Source organism: Cryobacterium sp. Y50 (genome assembly GCF_002929805.1).
Lineage (GTDB): Bacteria > Actinomycetota > Actinomycetes > Actinomycetales > Microbacteriaceae > Cryobacterium.
Map to the genome: position 1 here is coordinate 15,466 of NZ_PJJM01000068.1, position 21,664 is coordinate 37,129.

Genomic DNA, 21,664 nt, shown 5'->3' on the forward strand with positions numbered 1-21,664 from the left:
CATGGCAAAAAATGCGTGGTTCGAAACCGTTGCCGAAGCGCAACGACGAGCCAAGAAGGTGCTGCCCTCGTCCGTCTACGGGGCTCTCGTTGCGGGGTCTGAGCGCGGGCTGACCATCGACGACAACATGGCAGCATACGGTGAACTGGCCTTCTCACCGCATGTTGCCGGGCACCAGGCGGTGCGCGACCTGTCAACGACCGTAATGGGCATCCCCATTTCCTTGCCGGTTATCATCTCACCAACGGGCGTGCAAGCCGTGCACCCCGACGGTGAAGTGGCCGTTGCCCGGGCATCCGCTAACCGCGGCACCATCATGGGCCTGAGCTCGTTCGCAAGCAAGCCCGTTGAGGACGTGGTCGCTGCCAACCCGAATACGTTTTTCCAAATGTACTGGTCGGGCTCGCGGGAATCGATGGTGCAGCGAATGGACCGGGCGCGGGCCGCAGGCGCGAAGGGTCTCATCGCCACCTTCGACTGGTCATTCTCCAACGGTCGCGACTGGGGAAGCCCGCAGATTCCGGAGAAGATGAGCTTGAAGACAATGATCGACTTCGCGCCGAACGTGCTCCCGCACCCGCAATGGCTGCTGCGGTTTTTGAAGTCAGGTCGGCTCCCCGACCTGACGGCCCCCAACCTCACGCCGCCCGGCGGTACAGCCCCGACGTTCTTCGGAGCGTATGGCGAGTGGCTGCAGACGACGCCGCCCACCTGGGACGACGTGGTCTGGATGCGCGAAACCTGGGGCGGAGCGTTCATGCTCAAAGGGGTCACCCGCATCGATGACGCCCGTCGCGCAGTTGACTCGGGTGTCACGGCCCTCTCGGTCTCCAACCACGGCGGCAACAACCTCGACGGTACGCCAGCGACGATCCGCATGCTCGCCTCGGTGGCCGAAGCCGTCGGCGACGACGTGGAAATCGTACTCGACGGCGGCATCCGTCGAGGCAGCGACGTGGCCAAGGCTCTCGCGCTCGGCGCGCGCGCGGTCATGATCGGCCGCGCCTACCTGTGGGGCCTCGCCGCGAACGGCCAGGGCGGAGTCGAGAACGTACTCGACATTCTGCGCGGTGGCCTCGACTCGGCCGTTCTCGGCCTGGGCCATTCGTCGATCCACGAACTGTCACCCGCGGACTTCTACATTCCGCCGACGTTCTCGCGTATCCTCGGCGCTGAAAGCACAGCCGACTCCGTGACCCGCTAGTAGCGATCGCATCGCCACATCAACATCTACAGGTAGGACGAACTTCATGACTGGTCGACTCGAGGGCAAGGTCGCTTTCATCACTGGCGCTGCACGGGGGCAGGGACGCGCCCACGCGGTCAGGCTGGCACAGGAGGGCGCGAATATCATTGCGATCGACCTCGCCGGCCCCATCCCCTTGGTGCCCTACGACTCCTCGTCGATGGAGGACCTGGCCGAAACGGTGCGTCTGGTCGAGGCGGAGGACCACCGTATCCACTTTGAACAAGGTGACGTGCGGGACCTCGAGGGGATGCGCGGAATCCTTGAGCGGGGCATCGCTGAATTCGGCCGGCTCGACATCATCGTCGCGAACGCGGGCATCTGCATTCCGGCCAGGTGGAACGAGACGACTCCCGAAATGTTTCAGGTGACGATGGACACGAATGTGACAGGGGCCTGGAACACCGTCATGGTGGGTGCGCCGCACCTGGTAGCAGCCGGTGGCGGATCGATCATCCTCACCAGCTCGTATGCCGGCAAAAAGGTGCAACCGTTCATGGTGCATTACACCGCGAGCAAGCATGCCATCACCGGCATGACCCGGTCGTTCGCGGCAGAACTGGGTAAGGACAACATTCGCGTGAACAGCGTGCATCCCGGGGCTGTCAACACCCCGATGGGCTCGGGTGACATGGTCTCGGCGCTCACCCATGCCAGCGAGAGCAACCCGGCGCTCGGCGTGATGGGCACGCCTTTTCTGCCGGACGGAACGGCGGAAGCCAAGGATATTGCCAATGCCGTGGCCTTCCTGGCCTCAGACGACGCGCGCATGATCACCTCGGAGCATTTGAGCATCGACGCCGGCGCTCAGTACTTTTAGGCGCCCGGACCACAACTGCCACGGGCCTGGCCGCCAGGGGCGTCGCCCCAATTTTCGCGGGCGTCGCTAGCTAGAGAATTACGCCGGAGCGCCGGAAGTCGTTGACGCGAGGAGCGCCCCGGCATCGACTTTGAGCTGAAGTCCGGTGACGTATCGTGATTCGTCCGACGCCAGGAACAACACGGCATTACTAATATCGACCGGCTCCACGTAACCGATCGGCATGGGCTGCATAGACGGAAATGCCAGCTCGGCGTCTTCCCGAGTCGGGTTCTCCAAGTCTGGTCGGAAGATGTTGTACATCGGTTGGCTCTGCAGCATGTCGGTGTCGACATTTGTCGGATGCACGGCATTCACTCGAATCGAGTGCGGGGCAAGCTGCAGTGCCAAATCGTGCACGAAGCGTGCCACGCCACGTTTCGCGTGAGAGTATCCGGCCCCGCCGGGACCGTTCGCGGGGGTGGACGTGCCTCCCGCCATGAGCCCGGCGACGGATCCGGTGCAGACAATGGATGCCCCCGCACTCAGGTGAGGAAGGGCAGCGGAGACGGTATTGATCACGCCGATCAGGTCGACCTGAATCGCATCGAGAAAACCCTGTGCCGGAACATCCGCTCCGAGCGGGCAGATTCCTGCATTCGCCACGACGATATCAACTCTGCCCAGCTCGGCGATACCGTCGGCCAACGCTGCTACGAGTTGCGCAGGCTCGCGAACATCCGCTTTGCGCGTCACGACTCGTCGGTCAAGCGCCTCGATCAATCGGGCTGTTTCGGCGAGATCTGCCTCGGTCGACAGGGGATAGTGGTTGGTTTCAATGTCCTCGCAGATGTCAACGGCGATAATATCCGCCCCCTCTTGCGCCAGCCGAAGCGCATGGCTCCGGCCTTGACCTCGGGCTGCTCCAGTTACAAAGGCGACTCTACCTTCAACGCGTCCGGTCATCGGAACGCCATCCTTTCACTAGGTGGTCGACCGAGCCCCAACAGCGCGGCCACCTTGCTGCACTGAGTGCAACAAGCCTTTGAAGCCTAGCGCGCTGCTCCCCGCCAAGCCAGTAATCTTTCAGAGTGCTCTCCATGACGATTCGAGAACAGCAACGACGCAAAATCTGGCGCGCCTTGCAGACCGCAGCTATCGACCTGGTCGACGAGCACGGTTTTGCCAGCGTGACTGTCGATGACATCGCTTCGGCCGCTGACGTTTCCCGACGTACCTTCTTCAACCACTTTCCCACGAAAGCTGCGGCGCTTTTCGACCCCGATCCCGACGACGCCGACCGCCTCGCCTATCTGCTAGAACGACTCGATAACCAGGTTGACCTATGGCCCGCCTTAGGCTCGGTTTGTGTGTCCTTCGTCACCGGCCATGAGAACGTCATCGCGGTTCGCCGTCGGCTCATCGAGGAGGAACCAGAACTCGACCAGTATCACCGCACCGCTCACCAGCACGTCGAGGTGGCGCTTCGCCGGTGGGCTGCTACCCGAACGGATTTTGATCCGTATACCGCCGCATTACTAACTCATACCGCGACCGCTGTGCTCATTTCCGCCTTCTCCATCTGGAAAGCCGACGACGACCCCGTACACTTCGTCACGCTCGTACAGCGTGGCTTCGACATCATCGCGGCCGGATTCCCGACCTGAACCCGGTGCCCGTTCCCGTCCCACCAGAAGAATCTGGGCTCCCTCCGGCCGCTAGCCCAGCTACCCGGGTGGCCGACCGAATTCTTCAGGTTTGCGATAGGCGCCCCGGGCGGGACGGCCGACAGGACACGTCGGGGACGTTCCGGCGGCATCCCCTGTCAGAACGTCTGCCCGATCACAGCACTCATGGCGTGGGTCTCCTCCGATGCCAGCATGATCTCGTCGTTCAACAATTGGCGGTTTCGACGCACAGCATTCCGGTCCATTCATCGGCGCCGAAGTCGGGCGTTACTGCCGCTTTAGCGCTCCACGGGTTCCAAACCACGCTGCTCTGCGAGCCCTCGGTGGTGATCGACAGCATACGCACGGTCCTATCCGAGATGCACGCCTCAGCGCTGGTGCCGAGGTAAATCCGGTCCGTTTCGGCGGCAAACGTCACGGACACATCATCGAGGTTGCGCACCCGCAGCGCGAGGCCGAGCTCGGCACCGGCCGCCACCGTGTAGAGAGCTTCGAACCGGTGCGACCACACAGACCGAGGGGTCTGCTTGCTGTCGCTCAAGCGAAAGACCAGCACGACGTCGTCGCTGGCCTCGCTGACCTGCACCAGCCGCCATTCCGCGAGGCGGGCAAACCTGTGGGGTGGAGCCGCCGCATCCGTTTCATTCAGCCCAAACCACGGCAAGCAGATCGGCACGCCCCCACGAATGGGCCGGCCTGGGGCATATCCGCTCAGCGTGCTCATCCACAATACCGACGACTGTCCCTCCGGGCTTCAACTCGTCATGTGCGCACCCTGCAGATATACCGCCGCTGCGCTGGCTGGCCCGTTCACCCGAACCACGGGCAGCCCGACCTGGCCAACACCAATGTGAACGGATGCCGGCAGCTTTGGTGCGCCCAACCGGGCATTAGATTCCGTGACCACGTTCGACACGGGCCAATCGATGCCCACAGATAAGCCCGGCTCGTCATCATGAAGTTCTTCCAAAGCCGCCAGCTGCGACCGGAGTAGGACTGGCGGCATGAAGTGTTCACTACGCCTTTCGTGCCGGTTGCCGACCACGTCGAGGGTTCCGGCCAGGTGCACGAACCGCACGTTAGGGGCCGCCGCGACGATGGCGTCACGGTAGACGCGTTTGAGCGCTGAGCAGGCGATGATCAGACCGGTTCCCGCTGCACCGGTATCAGCCAGAGCCTGGCCGACCAGCGCGAGCCATGGCCAGCGGTCAGCATCCGTTAAGGGCACACCGCTGGCCATCTTGACGTCGAACAACTTCGCACGAGCGATCCAGGTAGGTTTCAGCTGGGGCATGCTTCCCGAACAGCAACGCTCCGAGGAGATCGCAACCGGACGCTTGGTCGACCTGGCACCTCCATCTGCGGTCGCCGTTTCGCTCTATCCGCAGCGGTGGAACCTTTCGTCGCCACTGCTGGATTCCGTCTCGCCAGCTGTGGGGGTTGAAACGCGGGCGGGGGTGCGACCGTTCTAAGTTTCCGAATTCGTTCAGTAGACACCGCGCTACCGCCGCGTACTGCACAAGGTGAAAGCCCTGCATCCCAGTTTTCATAAGAAATACCGGGCTGTCGCCGGGCGTGCCCCTGGAGGAATTCGCTCTCCTATAAACGCCCATTCAACGTCGTCGATCGGGTCAAAAACCGCGTAAATTCAACGTTCTTGAGCCACAGTAGGCTTTCGCACTAGAAAAATTCCGGTCAGAACTGATAGCTTCGAAGAGATTTGATTGACGTTACTTTGGCTATCATCGCAAACTTGTGTCGGTCCACTCGCGCTATCGGACAGAGCTGCCCACGGTGGCTCAAGACAGGGGGGAGAACTTTATGGGTTCCCTAGTTCTCATGATTATTGGTCTGGCCGTCATGGTGGCTGGATACATGGTCTATTCCAAATATCTCGCACACAGGGTCTTCAAACTCAACGACGCTTTCGTGACCCCGGCTCACGAGCTCAAAGACGGCGTGGACTACGTTCCCACGAACAAGTTCATTCTGTGGGGCCACCATTTCACGTCCGTCGCCGGCGCTGCTCCCATCGTCGGGCCCGCGATTGCAGTGATCTGGGGCTGGCTTCCAGCCTTGCTCTGGGTAACCCTCGGCACCGTATTCTTCGCTGGGATGCACGATCTCGGCACGCTGTGGGCCTCGACGCGCAACAAGGGACGCTCCATCGGCGCCCTGTCCGCCCGGTACATCGGCAAACGCGGAGCCAACCTGTTTCTGGTTGTGATTTTCCTGGTCCTGCTCATGGTGATCGCGGCATTCGCCGTCGTCATTAAGAACCTCCTCATCAGCACACCGGGAGCGGTCATCCCCGTGTGGGGTGCGATTGTCGTCGCCCTTCTGGTGGGTGTGGCAGTGTACCGGCTTCACTGGCACCTGCTGCCCGTTACCGTCGTCGGCGTCGCAGCGCTCTATGCGCTCATCCTGGTTGGCGACAAGATGCCGGTGGTGCTCCCCGAATCGACACTGGGCATGTCACCGGCCACATTCTGGATTGTCGCCCTGTTCGTTTATGGGGCGATAGCGTCCCTTTTGCCGGTGTGGGTCTTGCTGCAGCCGCGTGACTATATCAATGGTGTGCAGCTTTTCGTCGGCTTGATCTTGCTGTTCGGGTCCGTGCTTTTGGGTGCGCTGTTCTCCGCAACACCACCGGATATCGTCGCCCCCGCCATCAACATGAACGTTCCCGAGGGCACGCCGAGTATGATTCCTCTGCTGTTCGTGACCATCGCGTGTGGTGCCATCTCGGGATTTCACGGCATGGTGTCCTCCGGCACCACTTCGAAGCAGCTCGACAAGGAAACGGATGCTCGTTTCGTCGGGTACTTCGGCGCTGTCGGTGAGGGACTGCTCTCTCTGGGAACGATCCTCGCAGTCATCGGTGGATTCAAGTCGGTAGCTGAGTGGAACGAGATCTACAGCTCGTTCGGTTCAGCCGGAGTCGATGCCTTTGTCCAAGGCGGCTCGACGCTGATGCAGAACGGCATCGGCTTGCCTGCATCGCTGAGCGCCACGCTGTTGGCGACCATGGCGGTGCTGTTTGCCGCAACCACGATGGACACCGGAATGCGACTGCTGCGCTTTGTGGTCCAGGAAGCCGGCGAGGCCTTCAAGTTGAAGATCGGAAAGACCCCGGCGACCCTTATCGTCGTGGCACTCGGCCTCGGTCTGACGTTCTCGCAGGGAGTCGGAGGCGAGGGCGGTCTACGCATCTGGCCGTTGTTCGGAACCACCAACCAGCTGATGGCGGCGTTGAGCCTGTCGATTATCGTGGTCATCCTGATTCGCAAGGGGCGCAACCCCATCACGGCGTTGGTACCGCTCGTGATCGTTTTCGTCATGGCATTCTGGGCAGCGATCGTACAGCTTGCCAGTTTCGCGAATCCCGGTGATCCAGATTGGATGCTCTTCTCGCTCGATGTGATCATCATCGTGGCCAGCGTGTGGGTCGCCGCCGAAGCGATCATCGCAATGCGCGAGGCCAAGAACATGGTTCCCGAAGATGAGGACGCTGACGCAGAGCTGACCGGCACCAGGGCGTCGTAAATCTCGATGAGATCGAAGCCGACGAACCGGCGCCGGGAGGGCTCCTTCCGGCGCTGGTCAGCGTTCTGGGAGGGACTGCACGAGTTCTACGTGGGGCCGTACCGTCAGATGTTCAAACGGGAGCAGCAGTCCGAAGATGACCTGTTCATGGTTGCTGTTTTGGGCGAAGCCCTTGGCGTGCCGGACCCGGCCGCCTATTACACCGCCGAACTCATGCCTGCTGTTTGGGAGAATTTCCATGCCTGGCATCGCCGTATCGGAATCCCCCACTCCCCATTGGACCATATCGGATGCTGCTGACACTCGCTCGCGATCGACAAGTGCTCTTCGTTGGAGGCAAAGGCGGAGTCGGCAAAACCTCGGTGGCATCCGCTTTGGCGCTTGCGCGTGCCCGGAACGGCGGTCGGGTACTGCTCGTCTCCACCGATCCGGCACACAACCTCGGACATATCTGGGACACGGCATTATCGGATGCTGTCACCCGAGTTTTCACCGCTTCCGATGGATGTGTGGATGCCGTTGAGATAGATCCCCGCGCCACCATCGAGCGCCATTTCAAGACAGTCAGCGCCACGATGATGAAGCTCCTGCCCGAGCGGCTGCACCGTTCGGCGAAGGCACACCTCGAGCTCGCAAAAACCGCGCCAGGCAGCTACGAGTCTGCCATGCTCGAACGGATCGCCGAGCTCATAGACCACGGCATCGACGCCTATGACCTTGTGTTGTTCGACACTGCACCATCGGGCCACACGCTACATCTGCTTAGCCTGCCGGAGAAGTTGACGGGGTGGACGGAATCGCTGCTCGCCAGCCGCTCCAGATCGGACCGATTCGCCGCGGCAGCCCGAGGAATTGTCGGCCGTGAAAACCCGGAGACCGCAACCGAATCGGAACTGCGGCGCACATTGGTGGCCCGTCGTGACCGGTTTTCCCGCATGAACAAGACGATCACCGATGGCACCATCACGGGCTTCGTGGTCGTGACCCTCGCCGAAAAGATGCCGGTTGCCGAATCCCTTGACATCGTCAGGCAATTGCGCGGTTTGGGCGTCGATGTCGCATCTCTTGTTGTCAACCGCCGCTCCCCTGCTGACGCCGGCGCCTTCCTTGCTGAACGCAGGATACGCGAAGATATTTGTCTTCAAGAGCTCCGTGAGCACCTCCATACCGTGCCGATGACCGAACTGCCACTGCTGGTTCGAGACATGACCGGAGAAGATGCGTTAGAGGAACTCGCGGCGCTACTCAGCGCACCCTAGCGCTTCAGCACCAATGTGTTCGAAGCACGCTGGCGGGCCTGGCATCGCTGAAGAGAAGCTGGTAAAGCAGCATTCGATGCAATGCTGTTCAATTGGGCTTCGTGCGTTAATTTTTCGGCATGGCTCATAGTGGACGCGTATTACTTCAGTTGGTCCGTAGCGGTTGAGTGTGAGCTGCTGCAGGTATCTCGGACAGTGGGCCCTCTTAAAATGAGGGTCTCCTGAAAGGAGAGATCAGCATGACCGCAGCACGTAGGCGTTTCACCCAGGAGTTCACAGACGATCGGACAGTCCCGCTGTTCTGGGCCATGACCCTGCACAGTACCAGCCAAGGCCGTTTCGATGAGCGGATGGCTCGGACATTCGGCTCGGTCCACGGCGGGGTGCCGACCATCATCGTCGTCAGCTGCATCGTAGTCGCCGTCGTCGCGCAGCTTCAACTGGACGTGCTGGGCCATCTGTGACGGGTATCCGGCGGGTCTGACGCGGACCCGCCGGCTCAGATCGGATTTGCCGAGCGGCTTTCTGTGCTCAGCAGGACGACCACGGCATCGGAACTCAGCGACGCTGCGGTGCGTCTGCCCGGGTCGCCTGCGATTGCGCGCATCGCCGCCAGGGACGACGCGCCGCACGGGCCGGCGTCCACCCCGAGCTGCTCAAGGTCGTGTACAGCGCGGCGCGTGTCGTCCTCCGAGACGGTGACCGCGGCATCCAGCCCGTCGATCAAATATGGCCAGGAGTTGCTCGACGGCGTGCCGCAGTTGAGGCCGGCCATGATCGTGTACGAGGTCGGCACTGAGGTGAGCGTACCGGCTTGCAGCGAGATGATGACGGATGGCGCGTTCTCGGGTTCGACGCTTAGCACTGTCGGAGCGGCGGCGACTCCATCCGGTCGCGAGCGATAGTGGCGGATGGCCGCCTCAGCCAGGGACCCGACACCGACGGGAACCGTCACCAGGTCGGCGAGAAGCCCCAATTCCCCCAGCTGCGCGTCAGCCTCACTGAAGATGGTCGAGTAGCCGTCGACGATGAGCTGCGGTACCTGCCCATAGCCGGGCCAGGCGGTGTCCTGGATGTGGAGCGCACTCTCCCCGGCCGACTCGACATAGGCGCGGGCGGCAGCCACCACGCCGTCGTACGGTGCGTCCACCCCAAATACCCCCGCACCCTCCGATTCGATCGCCGCCCAGGGGACCTTCGACAGGTAGGCCGAGACGAAGATGCGCGCAGGCAGGCCGAGCAGCCGCGCCATATGGGCGACCGCACGGCCGTGGTTGCCGTCGGTCGCGGCGACCAGGGTGAACGGCGCCTGCGCGGTCAGCCGGTCGCGCAACTCGTCCAGAGGAAGCGCCGCATCCGGCGACCCCACCCGAGCCGACAGCACGCGGGACACCGCGTACGACGCGCCCATCATCTTGAATGCCGGCAGGCCGAATCGGGACGATTCATCTTTCACGAACACACGGCCGACCCTCAACTCGTCGGCCAGGGCGGAAACCTCCGTGAGCGGGCTCGGCCGATAGTCAGGCAGGCTGCGGTGGAATTGCAGGATCGAGTCGCCCACAGCATCCGTTCGCCACCGCCTGGCGGCCGGGTTGGAGTAGAAATTGTCAGTCATGTTACCTCTACTTTCCCTAAAGAGTTCGTTTCGCAATAGTCGATGATGACGCCGTGGAGCACACGGGTGACGGTCTCCTGAGACTTGCGCTCGTATGGTGAATTGAGACAGCGGTAAGGAGAATCTGTTTCATGACTAATCGTCTAAAATTTTCCCCCTCTGTTCGTGCCGAAAATGCCACGATCTCGTCCGGTTTGATCTGCCGGGAGAGATTGCACACAGCCTCAATCGCCCTGGCAGGACGATGGAATGATCAGCTAACAGGGATCAGCTCTGGCGGACGAAGCCCGTCAGTCAATGGTGGGCTCGTCGAGTAATGCGGCCGCGTACATCGGTCGGGCGGCGTCAGCACTCGGCGGATGGAACAGCCCGGCCGTAGCATCCCGGAACAGGCGGTTGAGCTCGTTGCTGTTGTTGTATCCGCTGCCACTTGCGCACATCAGCGCGGTCTCGGTCGCGTGCCGGGCCACGTTCGATGCGTTGATGCGGGCGCTGATCAGACGCAGCGGCCAGCCTGCGCCGTGGTCGATGAGTTCGTCGAAGTCGCGAGTGTAAGCGTCCAACTGCGCGGGCACGGCCATGTACGCCATGAGGGAGTCGGCCAGGCGTGCCCGGAACTCGGGAACCTGGGCGTAGGTAGTGCCGTTCTTGGCCGACTTCCGGATTTTCAGCCCCGCGGCGCCCAGATCCAGCGCACGGCGCGCGATACCCGTGTACACAGCCCCGATCAGCAGTTGAAAGTTGCTCGTGATCGCGAACGTCAACAGATCGGGGTATCGTCCCGTCGGAATTCTGCGAGCTACCTTCTCCGGCCGCATCCGCACGTTCTCCAGGATCGTCGAACGGCTCTGCGACGCGCGCATACCGAGCACGTCCCACTGGTCCGACACGCTGATGCCTTCCGCGCTCCGCTCGATGAACCCGTACACGAGCCTCGGATTGTCGGCATCCGTGCTGTCCAGCCCGTGGGTGATCAGGCGTGTCCATACCGGTGACAGTGAGGTGAAAATCTTCACCCCGGTCAGCAGGTAGCCGCCGTCCTCCTGCGGCTGAGCAATGGTGTTCGACCCCTGCAGTACCCAGTCATTGGCTGGCTCGCTTACCCCGAACGCGAAGATCTCACCAGCCATCACCTCGTCGAACACGTACGTCAGCGACCGGTCGCCGCGCTCGAACATCGCACGTACAACCCCGACGCACATCAGGTGCATGTTTATAGCGAGGGCCGTCGCGGGCGCTGCCGTGGCCAGGCGCTGCTGCAGCCGAGATACTTCGTTGAGGCTCAGACCAGCGCCGCCGAACTCCTCCGGCACAAACAGGGTGAGATAGCCCTGCGCTGTGAGCTCGGCGAGGTCCTCATCGAAGAAGCGGTTTTCTCGATCGTAGATGTCGGCACGCGCGCGGAAACGTCCCAACAGGTCGTCGGGCAGGTACGTCGAGGCCAATTCTGCGTGTCGGGTTTCCCGGTCTGACATATCTGCTCCTTCGTCATCCATTGACGCGCCTGATCAGTACCGCGCCGTTGTGGCCGCCGAACCCGAACGAATTCGACAGCACCGTGTCAATACTCTGTCGGCGGGCTTCGCCCGCCACGATATCCCAGCCTGCGAACTCGAGGTCGTCGAGGTTGCGAGTGGGCGGTAATACCTCGTCACGCAACGACTGCACGGCGATGATCGCCTCCAGCACCCCCGACGCGCCGAGGAGGTGGCCCGTGCTGGACTTGGTCGCGCTGATCGGGATGCTGCGAGCTCGATCACCGAGCGCGGCATCCAGCGCGTTCAGTTCTGCGGCATCACCGGCCGGTGTTCCGGTGCCGTGTGCGTTGATGTGGTCGACGGCATCCGGCGTGACACCTGCGTCGGCAAGGCAGACACGCACAGCCTGCGCCGCTCCTCGACCTTGTGGATGCGGTGCGGTCGGGTGGTACGCATCGCTGGCCGCCCCGAAACCGGCCAGCTGGGCTAACACGGTAGCCCGGCGGGTGCGCGCGCCCTCCTCGGACTCGAGAAGGATGGCGGCTGCCCCGGCCGACATTACGAACCCGGAGCGTGCCCGATCGAAGGGGCGGGATGCAGCGGCGGGATCATGCTTGTACCCAGATGCCAGAGCGTGTATGTTCGCGTTCGATGCGAGATTTACCGGGTTTAGACAGTCCTCGACACCGACGACAAGGACTGCGTCGGCGTAGCCGTGGCGGATGCGACGCAGCGCCTCCCCGAGACCGATTGCGCCGCTCGCGCACGTCGCCGATACGCTCTGTGCCGGCCCGAATGCCTGATAGCGCTGGCTGAGTAAGGCCGCCGCCGCGTCCGGTGCACCGTAGATCGCGAGGGTCAGCGGCACGGCACGGGGGCCGCGCTCGTCGAGGGCGCGGGTGGCGTGCTGCATCGCGGTGACAGGTCCGGAGCCCGTGGCGGCGATCACCGCGAACCGGTCCGGGTCCCATGGCATCTCGCCGGCTCCGGGCGTCCAGCCTGCCTGCGCGAGTGCCTGGTCAGCGGCCGCGACGGCCCAGTGTTGGCTGCGGCTCAGCCGACGGGCCAGGCTGGGTGCGAGGACACTAGATACCTCGAACCCGTGCACCTGCCCGCCGATATGCACGGCCAGGTCGGCGAATTCGGGATCGTCAAGCGTCGTAATGGCGCTGCGTCCGTGGCGGACGGCATCCCACATCGTCGGCACATCCAAGCCGCTCGGGGTGATGGCCCCGAGTCCGGTGATGACCACGCGGCGCTGATCGCTCACAGCCGCACGGCCTCTCCCTGCGCGACGAGCTCAGCGGTGGCGGCGCGGCGAATCTTTCCGCCGACTGTACGCGGCAGCCGCTCGACCCAGTACCAACGGCGTGGTACGAATTGCGGTGCCAGGTTGTGCCGCGCGCGGGCGAGCAGCTGGCCCTTGTTTGGCGTTTCACCCTCGATGACGAGTGCGATGATAGCGCCCAGCCGCTCGTGAGGAAGCGCCACCGCGCAAATCGCGCCTATACGCGGCATCCCCTCGAATGCACGTTCCACCTCCGGTAACGCCACCTTGTGTCCGCCGGTGACGGCGATGTCTCCGGCGCGGCCCACCAGAACCAACGTACCGTCGACCAGCCGGCCGTGGTCATTTACAGTTGACCAGCCGTCGGAGCCTTTCAGCACGGTGTCCGTCATACCGGTGATGTAGCCGTCGGAGCAAGCGGCGACCCGGATCCACAGCGTGCCGGGCTCGCTGTCGGGCAGCTCGGCGCCATCCTTGTCGCGAATACTCGCCTTGACACCATCGTAGATGTTGATAGTTGTGCCGTCACCGTCACGGCTGTCACCGATGAACCCAATCTCAGCTGCACCGTAATAACTGATCAGCCGCACATCGGGCAGCACGTCGGCCAGACCCGTACGAAGAACGGCGGGTAAATTCGCGCCGCCAGTGACGATCAGCTCGAGCGTAGTGAAGCGGGCGGGGTCACGACGGGCAGCATCCACCAGTGCCTGCACGACGGCAGGCACAGTAACGACGCGGGTGATCTTCTCGTCGGAAATGCGCGCGGCCATTTCCAGCGGATTGAACACGTCCGCCATGTGCGCGCTGCCTCCAGAGGCGAGGCACTCGATCAGCGCGTAGAGGGTGAGGCTGTACGACACTGGGCCGGGCGCGAGCGTTGCGACGCCGGGCCATGGTTCCAGGTATGCACTGGAGATCGCGAAGTTCTCACGGTACTGGTGCCGCGTCTTCAGGAATCCCTTGGGGTTGCTCGTCGTGCCCGATGAGAACAAGAGGAGGAAAGGTTCGTTGCCGTGCCGCACCGTCGGTGTCGCCGCCGCCGTGGCAGATGCCTCGCGCTGCATGAAGTCCGCCAGCGGGTGGATCGTACCGGTCCAGCCGAGCGCGGCGAGGGCATCCGCAAGGTCGGTAGCATCACTGATCACCACACCGATTCCCGTGGCAAGAATGACGCCGACCCTGTGCTCCAGCGGCCACCGTGGGTCGATAGTCGCCGACACAGCGCGGAACCCCGCGAGCCCCGCAATGATGCGTGCCGTATGGAACGCTGATGCGATACTCACGGCCGTGATCGGGATGCCGCCGGTTTCAACGGCAGGTGCCGGCGGCAGGTGCTGCCTCCGGTGAAGCCCATCCACGGCGGCGAACATGTACCGGGAATCCTCGACGAGTTGCGCATACGTCAGCCGAATATCAGCCGCAACGATCGCCAGCTGGTCCGGATGCTGCTCGGCGACTTCCAACACGGTCCGCGTAATCGGCACCCGCGACCTCCTTGCGCGACCTCGCCCTGGATCGATGCCCACCAGTCTAATCCCCACCTAATCCTCAATCGACCGGTCTGCGTGAGTTGTGACGACGTGGTGACCCGAGAGTTCTGCTCTGATGGTCAGGCTCGATCCGGCTCAGCGCAGGTGATTAAAGCAGATCGTCACCGACCTGCTCGAGCGCCTCGATACCGCGCTGGACCGCGCACAGCTCGGCGAGATCGAAGGCATTGAGATCAGCCTCAACACAGCCCAGGACACCAGCTCAGTCACGCCCTGTCCAACCTCGATGACACGCGCATCCGCACCAGCATCACGGCAGTGATCTCGGCTACGCAATATACATACGAGAACGCCGCGCACCGTCAAGCTGAGCATTGGGACTATCCCGACCTCAATCGTCGAGAATAACTCGGCGGGATACATTATTTTCGAGCAGGTCGGACTTCCTGGTCCGAAGATTCCGGATGCGAAAACGGTTGATCGCCGCCGGCAGTACGACGACGCTCGTGGTGAAGACGGAGTGGCGTTCTGGTTCGCTGAACGTCGCCGGTCACACGGCCGCGCTGGGAACCCGTTCGGCGCCGTCCCTGGCCAGGCCACCTCTCCCAGCAGTGCCGGGTGTCACCGCCTGATCAGAGAGTTCGGCGCACGCATCATCATTGAAGCGGCCGCCGCCGCACTCTAGCCGGCGAGGGGCGTCCCCTCGCGCTTCCCCACCAGAACACCAGCCACAGCCACAGCCACAGCCACAGCCACAGCCACCACAGTAGCAACATAGGGAACGGCGGCGCGGCCGCCCTAAGTCCTGCCAGGGCGGAGCCGTTGTGCGGCACTGTTCCTCTGCTGTTTTTTTGACCATTCCGGCCGGTCATCGTAGCTTCCTGCGCGGCTGCGTTCCCAGATTTTCAGACGCGGTCGCAGGCTCCCTTATTTCGTCTGAAATTCTGGGCACTTCACCGCTTCGGTCGCTTTCGATTTCTCTTTGCCGGAAGGCAAAAAAACAAGTTGTCCGAGGAGAAGAGAGAAATGCCATAACGTACGACTACACGAGAACACCTATCCGCGCAGACGCCGCCACTGCCCGGGCACGCGCCGACACGGCCCGCATCGTGGAGGCCCTGGACGTGAGCGTCGGGTGCAACAACTTCGACGTCGTCGGCCTCGAGGAGGACATCGACTTGTTCGTCGACGATGAAGGAGCCCTCAACGGGTCACGGCTGAACCTGCGCACGAGCATCATCGCCCAACTCGCAGTCAAACGGGGGCAAGGCCAGTTTTCGTGCCTCTTCCAAATGTGCGACGGGCAATCAAGTATCGCGGGCAGTCACTGGCCTCCCTCCCAGCAGAAATCGAACGGCGCCGCGAAGAGTGTTTTGTAACTACAGTACGAGAGGTACGGGTCTATCCGGGTGCCGAGTCACTGACGAGCGTGTCAAGTAGTGAACACCGCTTCGTGTGAAGGTTGGGTTGATTCGAACACACTCCAGCTCAGCTAGGCTGAAGGTCCTGCGATAGCTGCTGAAGAACACTCCTAATGACGCCTGACATTCTCCGGCCAAAGATGGTTTCATTAGCTCGGCCCCACGAGGGACGCACGAGAGGAAATCACCGATGAAAGCTCTCTACATAGACGCGGCCGTAGCCGGCTTGCGCCTGGTTGAGAGGCCAGAACCAACGCCGGGCCCCGGGGACGTCAAGATCCGCGTGCTGCGCACCGGTATCTGCGGGACCGACCTGCACATCGAGTCGTGGGATGCCTGGGCAGCCGGCGCCGTGAAGGCCCCGCTCATTCCGGGGCACGAGTTCTCCGGCCGCGTGGTCGAGATCGGCGAAGACGTCGCCAGCGTCCGGGTGGGCGAGCTGGTGTCGGGCGAGGGCCACATAGTCTGCGGGCACTGCCGCAACTGCCGCGCCGGTCGCCGGCACCTCTGCATAAACACCTCCAGCGTCGGTGTGAACCGGGATGGCGCCTTCGCAGAATTCGTCGTAATTCCCGCGAGCAATGTGTGGCAGCATCCGGAAACCATCGATCCCGACCTGGCCGCAATATTCGACCCTCTTGGCAACGCGGTGCACACGACCCTCTCTTTTCCCCTCGTCGGCGAAGATGTTTTGATTACGGGAGCAGGCCCGATCGGCCTGATGGCCGCGAAAGTCGCGCGCCACATCGGCGCCAGGTTCATCGTCATCACCGATGTCAATGAAGCCCGCCTAGAACTCGCCAGGCGGATGGGGGTCGACCTCGCGGTGAACGTTGCGATAGACCGCGTCGCGTCAGCCCAGAGTGCGTTGGGCATGACGGAGGGCTTCGACATCGGGCTGGAGATGAGCGGGCATCCGACCGCCCTGCTAGAGATGCTCGAGAACCTCACCCACGGCGGACGGGTCGCAATGCTGGGCCTTCCCAGCGCACCGATTGGCATCGACTGGGCAAAAGTCGTCAGCCATATGATCACCATCAAGGGCATCTACGGACGCGAGATGTTCGAAACCTGGTACGCCATGAACGCCATGGTGCAAACCGGCCTTGACGTATCGGCCGTCATCACAGACCGTTTCCCCGCGAGCGACTGGGAGCAGGCCTTCGCCGTCGCCCGCGGCGGGGACAGCGGCAAAGTCGTCATCGACTGGACCTAAGGAGGAGAAGATGTACGGAACAGTTCGCGAGCAGCTCGCGCAGACACTTACCGAGATTCGCGCTGCCGGGCTATATAAAACGGAGCGCCAGCTAGAGTCTGCCCAGTCGTCGCATGTGCGGGCATCGGGCAAGCCGGTGCTCAATTTCTGCGCCAACAACTATCTCGGTCTCGCAAACCATCCCCGGTTGGTTGCCGCGGCGAAAACCGCACTCGATGAGTGGGGCTTCGGCATGGCGAGCGTGCGGTTCATCTGCGGCACGCAGAGCCAGCACGTCGAGTTGGAGAACCGGCTTTCCACGCTTCTTGGAACCGAGGCGACCATCCTGTTCCCGTCCTGCTTCGACGCCAACGGCGGCATCTTCGAAGTGCTGCTCGGCGCCGAGGATGCCGTCATCTCAGACGAACTGAATCACGCGTCGATTATTGACGGGGTGCGCCTGAGCAAGGCAACGCGCTACCGCTACAAGAACCGTGACATGGCCGACCTGGAAGCCCAGTTGCAGGCGGCATCCGGTGCCCGCCGCCGCCTGGTAGTCACGGACGGCGTCTTCTCCATGGACGGCTACCTCGCCCCGTTGGATGCGATCTGCGACCTGGCCGAGCAATACGACGCCCTCGTGATGGTGGACGATTCGCACGCGGTCGGTTTCGTCGGGCCAACCGGCGCCGGAACCCCGGAACTGTTCGGGGTCACCGACCGCGTTGACATCGTCTCCGGCACGCTCGGCAAGGCTTTGGGCGGCGCATCCGGTGGCTACATCAGTGCCCACCAGGAAATAGTAGACCTGCTCCGTCAGCGCGCCCGCCCGTACCTGTTCTCGAACGCCGTCGCGCCATCCGTCGTCGCCGGATCGATCGAAGCATTGAATCTGGTGGCCGAGGGCGCCGAGCTGCGGGTAACGCTGAAGCGCAACGCCGAACTGTTCCGTGAGCGGATGAGCGCGGCCGGCTTCATGCTGTTGCCTGGCGAGCATCCGATCATCCCGGTCATGTTCGCCGACGAGCACGAGGCCGCTGCGATGGCGGACGCCCTGCTTGAGTTGGGCGTCTACGTGATCGCGTTCTCCTACCCGGTGGTGCCGCTTGGCAAGGCGCGCATTCGTGTGCAGTTGTCTGCGGCGCACAGCAGCGACGACATCATCCGCTGCACCGATGCCTTCGCCAGTGCCAGGGAAGCCCTCTCTGCGAAGTCGTAAGCTTCGGCAGAACCGTAAGCTTAAAGCATGTTAACCCTCGATTCGGTGCGGGATGCCGCACGACAAATTTCCGGAATCGCTCATGTCACGCCCGTGCTGACATCCAGAACACTGGACGACTTGTGCGAAGCGCGGGTCTTTCTCAAAGCCGAGAATTTCCAGCGCATCGGTGCCTTCAAGTTCCGCGGGGCGTACAACGTGATCTCCCGCCTCGGCGCGGACGAACTGAACCGTGGAGTCACAGCCTGGTCATCTGGTAACCACGCGCAGGCTGTTGCGCTTTCCGCCGCGATGGCCGGATCGACCGCGACCATTGTGATGCCGGCCGATGCGCCGGAGTCCAAGGTCGCTGCCACGCGCGGCTACGGCGCCGAGGTGCAGTTCTACGACCGCTTCACCGGCGACCGGGAAGCGATGGGCAATACCCTCGCCGCGGAACGCGGGCTCACCATCATCCCCCCTTATGAGCATAACGGAATCATGGCCGGGCAAGGAACGGCGGCCCTCGAGCTCCTGGAGGAGATCGGACAGCTCGACGAACTGCGCGTTCCCATCGGCGGTGGCGGCCTCATGGCGGGCAGTGCGACGGCGGCGAAAGGCCTCTTCCCTGGCATCCGGATGGTCGGGGTCGAGCCAGAGGCTGGTGACGACACCCGGCGATCCATCGCTGCCGGCGAGCGTGTGCAGATCGCCGTGCCTGACACGATCGCCGACGGCCAGGGGGCCGAGATTCCCGGGGAGCTGACCTTCGGCGTGAACCGCCGGCTCGTGGACGCCGTCGACCTGGTCACCGACGACCAGATCATCGAAGCAATGGCATTCGCCTTCGACCGATTGAAGATCGTGCTCGAGCCGTCCGGGGCGACCGCGCTCGCCTCAGTGATGTTCCGCGAGCACCGCGCGCCGAACCAGCGCATCGGCGTCATCCTGTCCGGCGGCAACGTTGGCCTGCAACGATTCCGCGAGCTCATGGTGCCCGCCAAAGCATGACCTCCTTCGCGCGATCCCCAGGCCCCGTGCTGTGATCCGAAGTCACCCATGGCTGCCGGGCGTCGCGGTGTCCGGCGCCGCCGCACTTGCGGCCTGGGGAGTTTACGCCGTACTGCCCGCCGTTCCCCTGCTCACCGCTGCGGTCGCTTTGGGCATCATCGTCGCCCAGCTACCAGCCGCGCAGGCGCCGCTCTCCGGATTTCTCGCGCCAGGGCTCTCTGTCGCGGCGAAGCGTTTCATGCGCCTCGGGATCGTGCTGCTTGGCCTGAAACTCAGCCTCGTCGATATCGCCGGTCTCGGCTGGGTCACCATCGCCTCGGTCGCGGCCGTCGTGCTCTTCACCTTCGGCAGCACGTTCTGGCTCGGGCGCCTGTTCCGCCTGCCCGGCCACCAGCCACTGCTGATCACCACCGGTTTTGCCATTTGTGCGCATCCGCCATCGGAGCCATGAGCGGGGTCGTGAAGGCCAAGGACAAGGACACTGCTACGCCGGTCGCGCTGCTAACCCTCTGCGGCACACTGGCTATCGCGATGCTGCCGTACCCTGCGCGGTACTCAGCCATGAGCACGTACGGCGCAAACTTCGCCCGGCTCGGCGTCCGTGCGATCGACACCACTATCGATTCGGCAGGCCAATGACCCGTCCAGGCATTGCCGATCCCTATCGGCGATGCCCGGAACTGTATTTGAGGACCTTGGTGACATTCCGGCAACCGGCCGTGGAGAGGGGCTACCGGGCCGGGGCGTGCGAGGGGGTCTCGCGGCCTTCTCCCACTTCCACTTTCGCGTCTGCCGGATCCTGCGCCTGGGCGCCCAGGTTGCCCCTGGTGAGCTTGTTCATGATCATCGCGATCGCACCATCGCCCGTCACGTTCGTGGCAGTGCCGAAGCTGTCCAGAGCGATGTATGCCGCGAACATGAGCCCCACCTCGGCCTCGCCGAACCCCAGCATCTGCGTGAGCAGGCCGGCGGCCGCGGCGATCGCCCCGCCGGGAACGCCAGGGGCGGCGATCATCATGACGCCCAGCATCAGGATGAACGGCAGGTAGGCACCGAAGCTGCTTTCACCGCCCGTGAGCAGCAGCACCGCGAACGAGAAGCAGGTGATCTTCACCATCGACCCCGAAAGGTGGATCGTGGCACACAGTGGCACGACAAAGCCCGCAATCGAGTCGGAGACGCCGTTCTTCTTCGTCGAGGCAAGCGTTACCGGAATCGTGGCAGCCGACGACGAGGTGCCCAGCGCCGTGAAGTAGGCATCGCGCATGTTCCACAGTGCCTTCAACGGGTTCACGCCAGCCATCCCTCCGGCCACCGAGTACTGCGCGAGCAGGACCACGAACGTCAGCCCGAAGGAGACCAGAGCCACGAGCAGGAACTTCGTGACGACGGTCACCGCGGAGCCGCTGGCGGAAAGATCCATGAAGATCCCGAAGATGAACAGCGGCAGTGCGGGAACGATCATGCGCCGGATCACGATCTCGATGATCGTGCGGAACTCCACGGCTGCGCGAAATAGCACCTTGCTGTGGAGCGCGGCCAGGCAGATACCGAGGATGAAGGCGAGCACCAGCGCGCTCATGACACCGATGACAGGTGGGAGAACGATCTCGGTCGCCGAGTCGCCGGCGGTGGCCACCACCGTGAGGTAGGGGCTGAAACCCGATTCGGAATCATCGCCGATCACATCGAGGCCGGCTCCTGCCAGCGACGGAGTGAACAGCCAACGGCTCACGAAGTAGGCGAGCATTCCCGCCAGGATCGTGGAGCCGTACGCGATCATGGCCGTGATCCCGAGCCATTTCCCGGCGCCCTTGCCGAGTTCGGCGATCGCGGGCATCACGAGCCCCAGGATGATCAAAGGCACGATGAAACCCAGGAATCCGGAGAAGATCGAGTTGTACGTCATGAATGCCCCGCCAAGCCAGGCAGGCATTACGGGGCCGGTCAGGATACCGAGGACGATGGCCAGGATAATCCAGCCGAGCAGGGGGAATGATTTGAACGACTTGACGATGGTCCTCCGGTCAACTGAGGTGCAGTACACGGGAATGTGAGCACGTTTGTGACGCAGGGTAGGCCCCGCCATGATACACGATGCGTGCCGGAACACCCAATCCGGCGCAACCGCCCGGGCGTCGACGGATGATTCCCTACCCAGACAAGGACGGCATGGGCGAGCCGGCCGGCGGCGACTAGTGTTCCGTGTTAATTATTTGTTTCCGTTTCATCTTGCCCAGCAGATGCTCCGCTGATTTGGTTCAGGTGAACGGCTTGGCGTCCTTGTTATAGTTCTCGATGTAGCGTTCCATCGCGTCTTGGAGGTCGGCGACCGATGAGAAGGTGAACCGTCTGTAAGTCTTTCTTGTGGCTGGCCTGGGGCTGGCTGGCTAGATTGGTGCTGGTTCTACTGACCGGGCGTGA

At 63.0% G+C, this 21,664-nt stretch carries 21 protein-coding genes; 13 read left to right on the forward strand and 8 right to left on the reverse strand.

Annotated elements, in window-relative coordinates:
• The first annotated feature begins 1 nt into the window (after position 1).
• A complete protein-coding gene (gene mftD, locus CXY73_RS03525; RefSeq protein ID WP_104176856.1) occupies positions 2-1,204 on the forward strand; it encodes a pre-mycofactocin synthase MftD in 1,203 nt (400 codons plus the stop codon).
• Between the two features lie 46 nt (positions 1,205-1,250).
• On the forward strand, positions 1,251-2,066 hold the full coding sequence (locus tag CXY73_RS03530) for a mycofactocin-coupled SDR family oxidoreductase (protein WP_104176857.1): 816 nt from the start codon (positions 1,251-1,253) through the stop codon (positions 2,064-2,066).
• A gap of 78 nt (positions 2,067-2,144) precedes the next feature.
• Here the strand turns inward: CXY73_RS03530 and CXY73_RS03535 are convergent, their stop codons facing one another.
• Positions 2,145-3,011, reverse strand: coding sequence for a mycofactocin-coupled SDR family oxidoreductase (locus CXY73_RS03535; protein WP_104083362.1), 867 nt, complete (start codon positions 3,009-3,011; stop codon positions 2,145-2,147).
• A gap of 134 nt (positions 3,012-3,145) precedes the next feature.
• On the opposite strand from CXY73_RS03535, the gene CXY73_RS03540 reads away from it, so the two are divergent.
• Entirely contained in the window at positions 3,146-3,712 is a 567-nt protein-coding gene (locus tag CXY73_RS03540; protein WP_104135089.1) for a TetR/AcrR family transcriptional regulator, read from the forward strand.
• A gap of 226 nt (positions 3,713-3,938) precedes the next feature.
• Here CXY73_RS03540 and CXY73_RS03545 read toward each other — a convergent pair whose 3' ends face one another.
• Together CXY73_RS03545 and CXY73_RS03550 are read right to left on the reverse strand one after the other, a co-directional pair.
• Entirely contained in the window at positions 3,939-4,463 is a 525-nt protein-coding gene (locus CXY73_RS03545) for a hypothetical protein (RefSeq protein ID WP_255411352.1), read from the reverse strand.
• A 24-nt stretch (positions 4,464-4,487) separates the two neighbouring features.
• On the reverse strand, positions 4,488-5,027 hold the full coding sequence (locus CXY73_RS03550) for a gluconokinase (protein WP_146071607.1): 540 nt from the start codon (positions 5,025-5,027) through the stop codon (positions 4,488-4,490).
• A gap of 527 nt (positions 5,028-5,554) precedes the next feature.
• Here CXY73_RS03550 and CXY73_RS03555 point away from each other — a divergent pair.
• The 4 genes from CXY73_RS03555 (at position 5,555) to CXY73_RS03570 (ending at position 9,002) form a co-directional block, all read left to right on the forward strand.
• The gene (locus tag CXY73_RS03555; RefSeq protein ID WP_104176860.1) at positions 5,555-7,279 is read left to right on the forward strand and encodes a carbon starvation protein A; all 1,725 of its coding nucleotides are present in this window, start codon (positions 5,555-5,557) and stop codon (positions 7,277-7,279) included.
• A gap of 6 nt (positions 7,280-7,285) precedes the next feature.
• On the forward strand, positions 7,286-7,579 hold the full coding sequence (locus tag CXY73_RS03560) for a cory-CC-star protein (RefSeq protein ID WP_233198117.1): 294 nt from the start codon (positions 7,286-7,288) through the stop codon (positions 7,577-7,579).
• Positions 7,570-8,538 carry an ArsA family ATPase gene (locus CXY73_RS03565; RefSeq protein WP_104176861.1) on the forward strand — a complete coding sequence of 323 codons (969 nt, stop codon included), beginning with the start codon at positions 7,570-7,572 and terminating at the stop codon, positions 8,536-8,538. The genes CXY73_RS03560 and CXY73_RS03565 overlap by 10 nt, the downstream gene beginning before the upstream one ends.
• 239 nt (positions 8,539-8,777) lie before the next feature.
• Entirely contained in the window at positions 8,778-9,002 is a 225-nt protein-coding gene (locus CXY73_RS03570) for a hypothetical protein (protein WP_104135083.1), read from the forward strand.
• A 35-nt stretch (positions 9,003-9,037) separates the two neighbouring features.
• On the opposite strand, the gene CXY73_RS03575 is transcribed toward CXY73_RS03570, so the two are convergent.
• From CXY73_RS03575 to CXY73_RS03590, 4 genes are all read right to left on the reverse strand, one after another.
• Positions 9,038-10,156 carry a pyridoxal-phosphate dependent enzyme gene (locus CXY73_RS03575; RefSeq protein ID WP_104176862.1) on the reverse strand — a complete coding sequence of 373 codons (1,119 nt, stop codon included), beginning with the start codon at positions 10,154-10,156 and terminating at the stop codon, positions 9,038-9,040.
• 290 nt (positions 10,157-10,446) lie between these two features.
• Positions 10,447-11,631: an acyl-CoA dehydrogenase family protein gene (locus CXY73_RS03580; RefSeq protein ID WP_104176863.1), complete on the reverse strand. Its 1,185-nt coding sequence runs from the start codon at positions 11,629-11,631 to the stop codon at positions 10,447-10,449.
• A 13-nt stretch (positions 11,632-11,644) separates the two neighbouring features.
• Positions 11,645-12,904, reverse strand: coding sequence for a beta-ketoacyl synthase (locus CXY73_RS03585; protein ID WP_104176864.1), 1,260 nt, complete (start codon positions 12,902-12,904; stop codon positions 11,645-11,647).
• Positions 12,901-14,409: a class I adenylate-forming enzyme family protein gene (locus CXY73_RS03590; RefSeq protein ID WP_104176865.1), complete on the reverse strand. Its 1,509-nt coding sequence runs from the start codon at positions 14,407-14,409 to the stop codon at positions 12,901-12,903. Before CXY73_RS03590 ends, CXY73_RS03585 begins: the two co-directional genes overlap by 4 nt.
• Positions 14,410-14,879: 470 nt before the next feature.
• Here CXY73_RS03590 and CXY73_RS21800 point away from each other — a divergent pair, with 470 nt between their 5' ends.
• From CXY73_RS21800 to CXY73_RS03620, 6 genes are all read left to right on the forward strand, one after another.
• Positions 14,880-15,047, forward strand: coding sequence for a hypothetical protein (locus tag CXY73_RS21800; protein ID WP_158253020.1), 168 nt, complete (start codon positions 14,880-14,882; stop codon positions 15,045-15,047).
• A gap of 219 nt (positions 15,048-15,266) precedes the next feature.
• Complete coding sequence (locus tag CXY73_RS21380; protein WP_158253019.1) at positions 15,267-15,794, forward strand: DUF3846 domain-containing protein; 528 nt, start codon at positions 15,267-15,269, stop codon at positions 15,792-15,794.
• A gap of 232 nt (positions 15,795-16,026) precedes the next feature.
• Positions 16,027-17,052 (forward strand): L-threonine 3-dehydrogenase, encoded by a 1,026-nt coding sequence (gene tdh, locus CXY73_RS03605; RefSeq protein WP_104176867.1) that lies wholly within the window; start codon positions 16,027-16,029, stop codon positions 17,050-17,052.
• Positions 17,053-17,062: 10 nt separating this feature from the next.
• A complete protein-coding gene (locus CXY73_RS03610) occupies positions 17,063-18,250 on the forward strand; it encodes a glycine C-acetyltransferase (RefSeq protein WP_104135076.1) in 1,188 nt (395 codons plus the stop codon).
• A gap of 27 nt (positions 18,251-18,277) precedes the next feature.
• Positions 18,278-19,240 carry a pyridoxal-phosphate dependent enzyme gene (locus tag CXY73_RS03615; RefSeq protein WP_104176868.1) on the forward strand — a complete coding sequence of 321 codons (963 nt, stop codon included), beginning with the start codon at positions 18,278-18,280 and terminating at the stop codon, positions 19,238-19,240.
• A gap of 31 nt (positions 19,241-19,271) precedes the next feature.
• Positions 19,272-19,691, forward strand: coding sequence for a putative sulfate exporter family transporter (locus tag CXY73_RS03620; protein WP_233198118.1), 420 nt, complete (start codon positions 19,272-19,274; stop codon positions 19,689-19,691).
• A gap of 279 nt (positions 19,692-19,970) precedes the next feature.
• On the opposite strand, the gene CXY73_RS03625 is transcribed toward CXY73_RS03620, so the two are convergent.
• A complete protein-coding gene (locus CXY73_RS03625; protein ID WP_233198119.1) occupies positions 19,971-21,287 on the reverse strand; it encodes a dicarboxylate/amino acid:cation symporter in 1,317 nt (438 codons plus the stop codon).
• Between the last annotated feature and the right edge of the window lie 377 nt (positions 21,288-21,664).

Excerpts from the sequence above, each read along its gene's own strand:
- mftD (WP_104176856.1), top strand. The coding sequence starts at position 2 with ATGGCAAAAAATGCGTGGTTCGAAACCGTTGCCGAAGCGCAACGACGA.
- CXY73_RS03530 (WP_104176857.1), top strand. The coding sequence starts at position 1,251 with ATGACTGGTCGACTCGAGGGCAAGGTCGCTTTCATCACTGGCGCTGCA.
- CXY73_RS03535 (WP_104083362.1), bottom strand. The coding sequence starts at position 3,011 with ATGACCGGACGCGTTGAAGGTAGAGTCGCCTTTGTAACTGGAGCAGCC.
- CXY73_RS03540 (WP_104135089.1), top strand. The coding sequence starts at position 3,146 with ATGACGATTCGAGAACAGCAACGACGCAAAATCTGGCGCGCCTTGCAG.
- CXY73_RS03550 (WP_146071607.1), bottom strand. The coding sequence starts at position 5,027 with ATGCCCCAGCTGAAACCTACCTGGATCGCTCGTGCGAAGTTGTTCGAC.
- CXY73_RS03555 (WP_104176860.1), top strand. The coding sequence starts at position 5,555 with ATGGGTTCCCTAGTTCTCATGATTATTGGTCTGGCCGTCATGGTGGCT.
- CXY73_RS03560 (WP_233198117.1), top strand. The coding sequence starts at position 7,286 with ATGAGATCGAAGCCGACGAACCGGCGCCGGGAGGGCTCCTTCCGGCGC.
- CXY73_RS03565 (WP_104176861.1), top strand. The coding sequence starts at position 7,570 with ATGCTGCTGACACTCGCTCGCGATCGACAAGTGCTCTTCGTTGGAGGC.
- CXY73_RS03570 (WP_104135083.1), top strand. The coding sequence starts at position 8,778 with ATGACCGCAGCACGTAGGCGTTTCACCCAGGAGTTCACAGACGATCGG.
- CXY73_RS03575 (WP_104176862.1), bottom strand. The coding sequence starts at position 10,156 with ATGACTGACAATTTCTACTCCAACCCGGCCGCCAGGCGGTGGCGAACG.
- CXY73_RS03580 (WP_104176863.1), bottom strand. The coding sequence starts at position 11,631 with ATGTCAGACCGGGAAACCCGACACGCAGAATTGGCCTCGACGTACCTG.
- CXY73_RS21800 (WP_158253020.1), top strand. The coding sequence starts at position 14,880 with ATGCGAAAACGGTTGATCGCCGCCGGCAGTACGACGACGCTCGTGGTG.
- tdh (WP_104176867.1), top strand. The coding sequence starts at position 16,027 with ATGAAAGCTCTCTACATAGACGCGGCCGTAGCCGGCTTGCGCCTGGTT.
- CXY73_RS03610 (WP_104135076.1), top strand. The coding sequence starts at position 17,063 with ATGTACGGAACAGTTCGCGAGCAGCTCGCGCAGACACTTACCGAGATT.
- CXY73_RS03615 (WP_104176868.1), top strand. The coding sequence starts at position 18,278 with ATGTTAACCCTCGATTCGGTGCGGGATGCCGCACGACAAATTTCCGGA.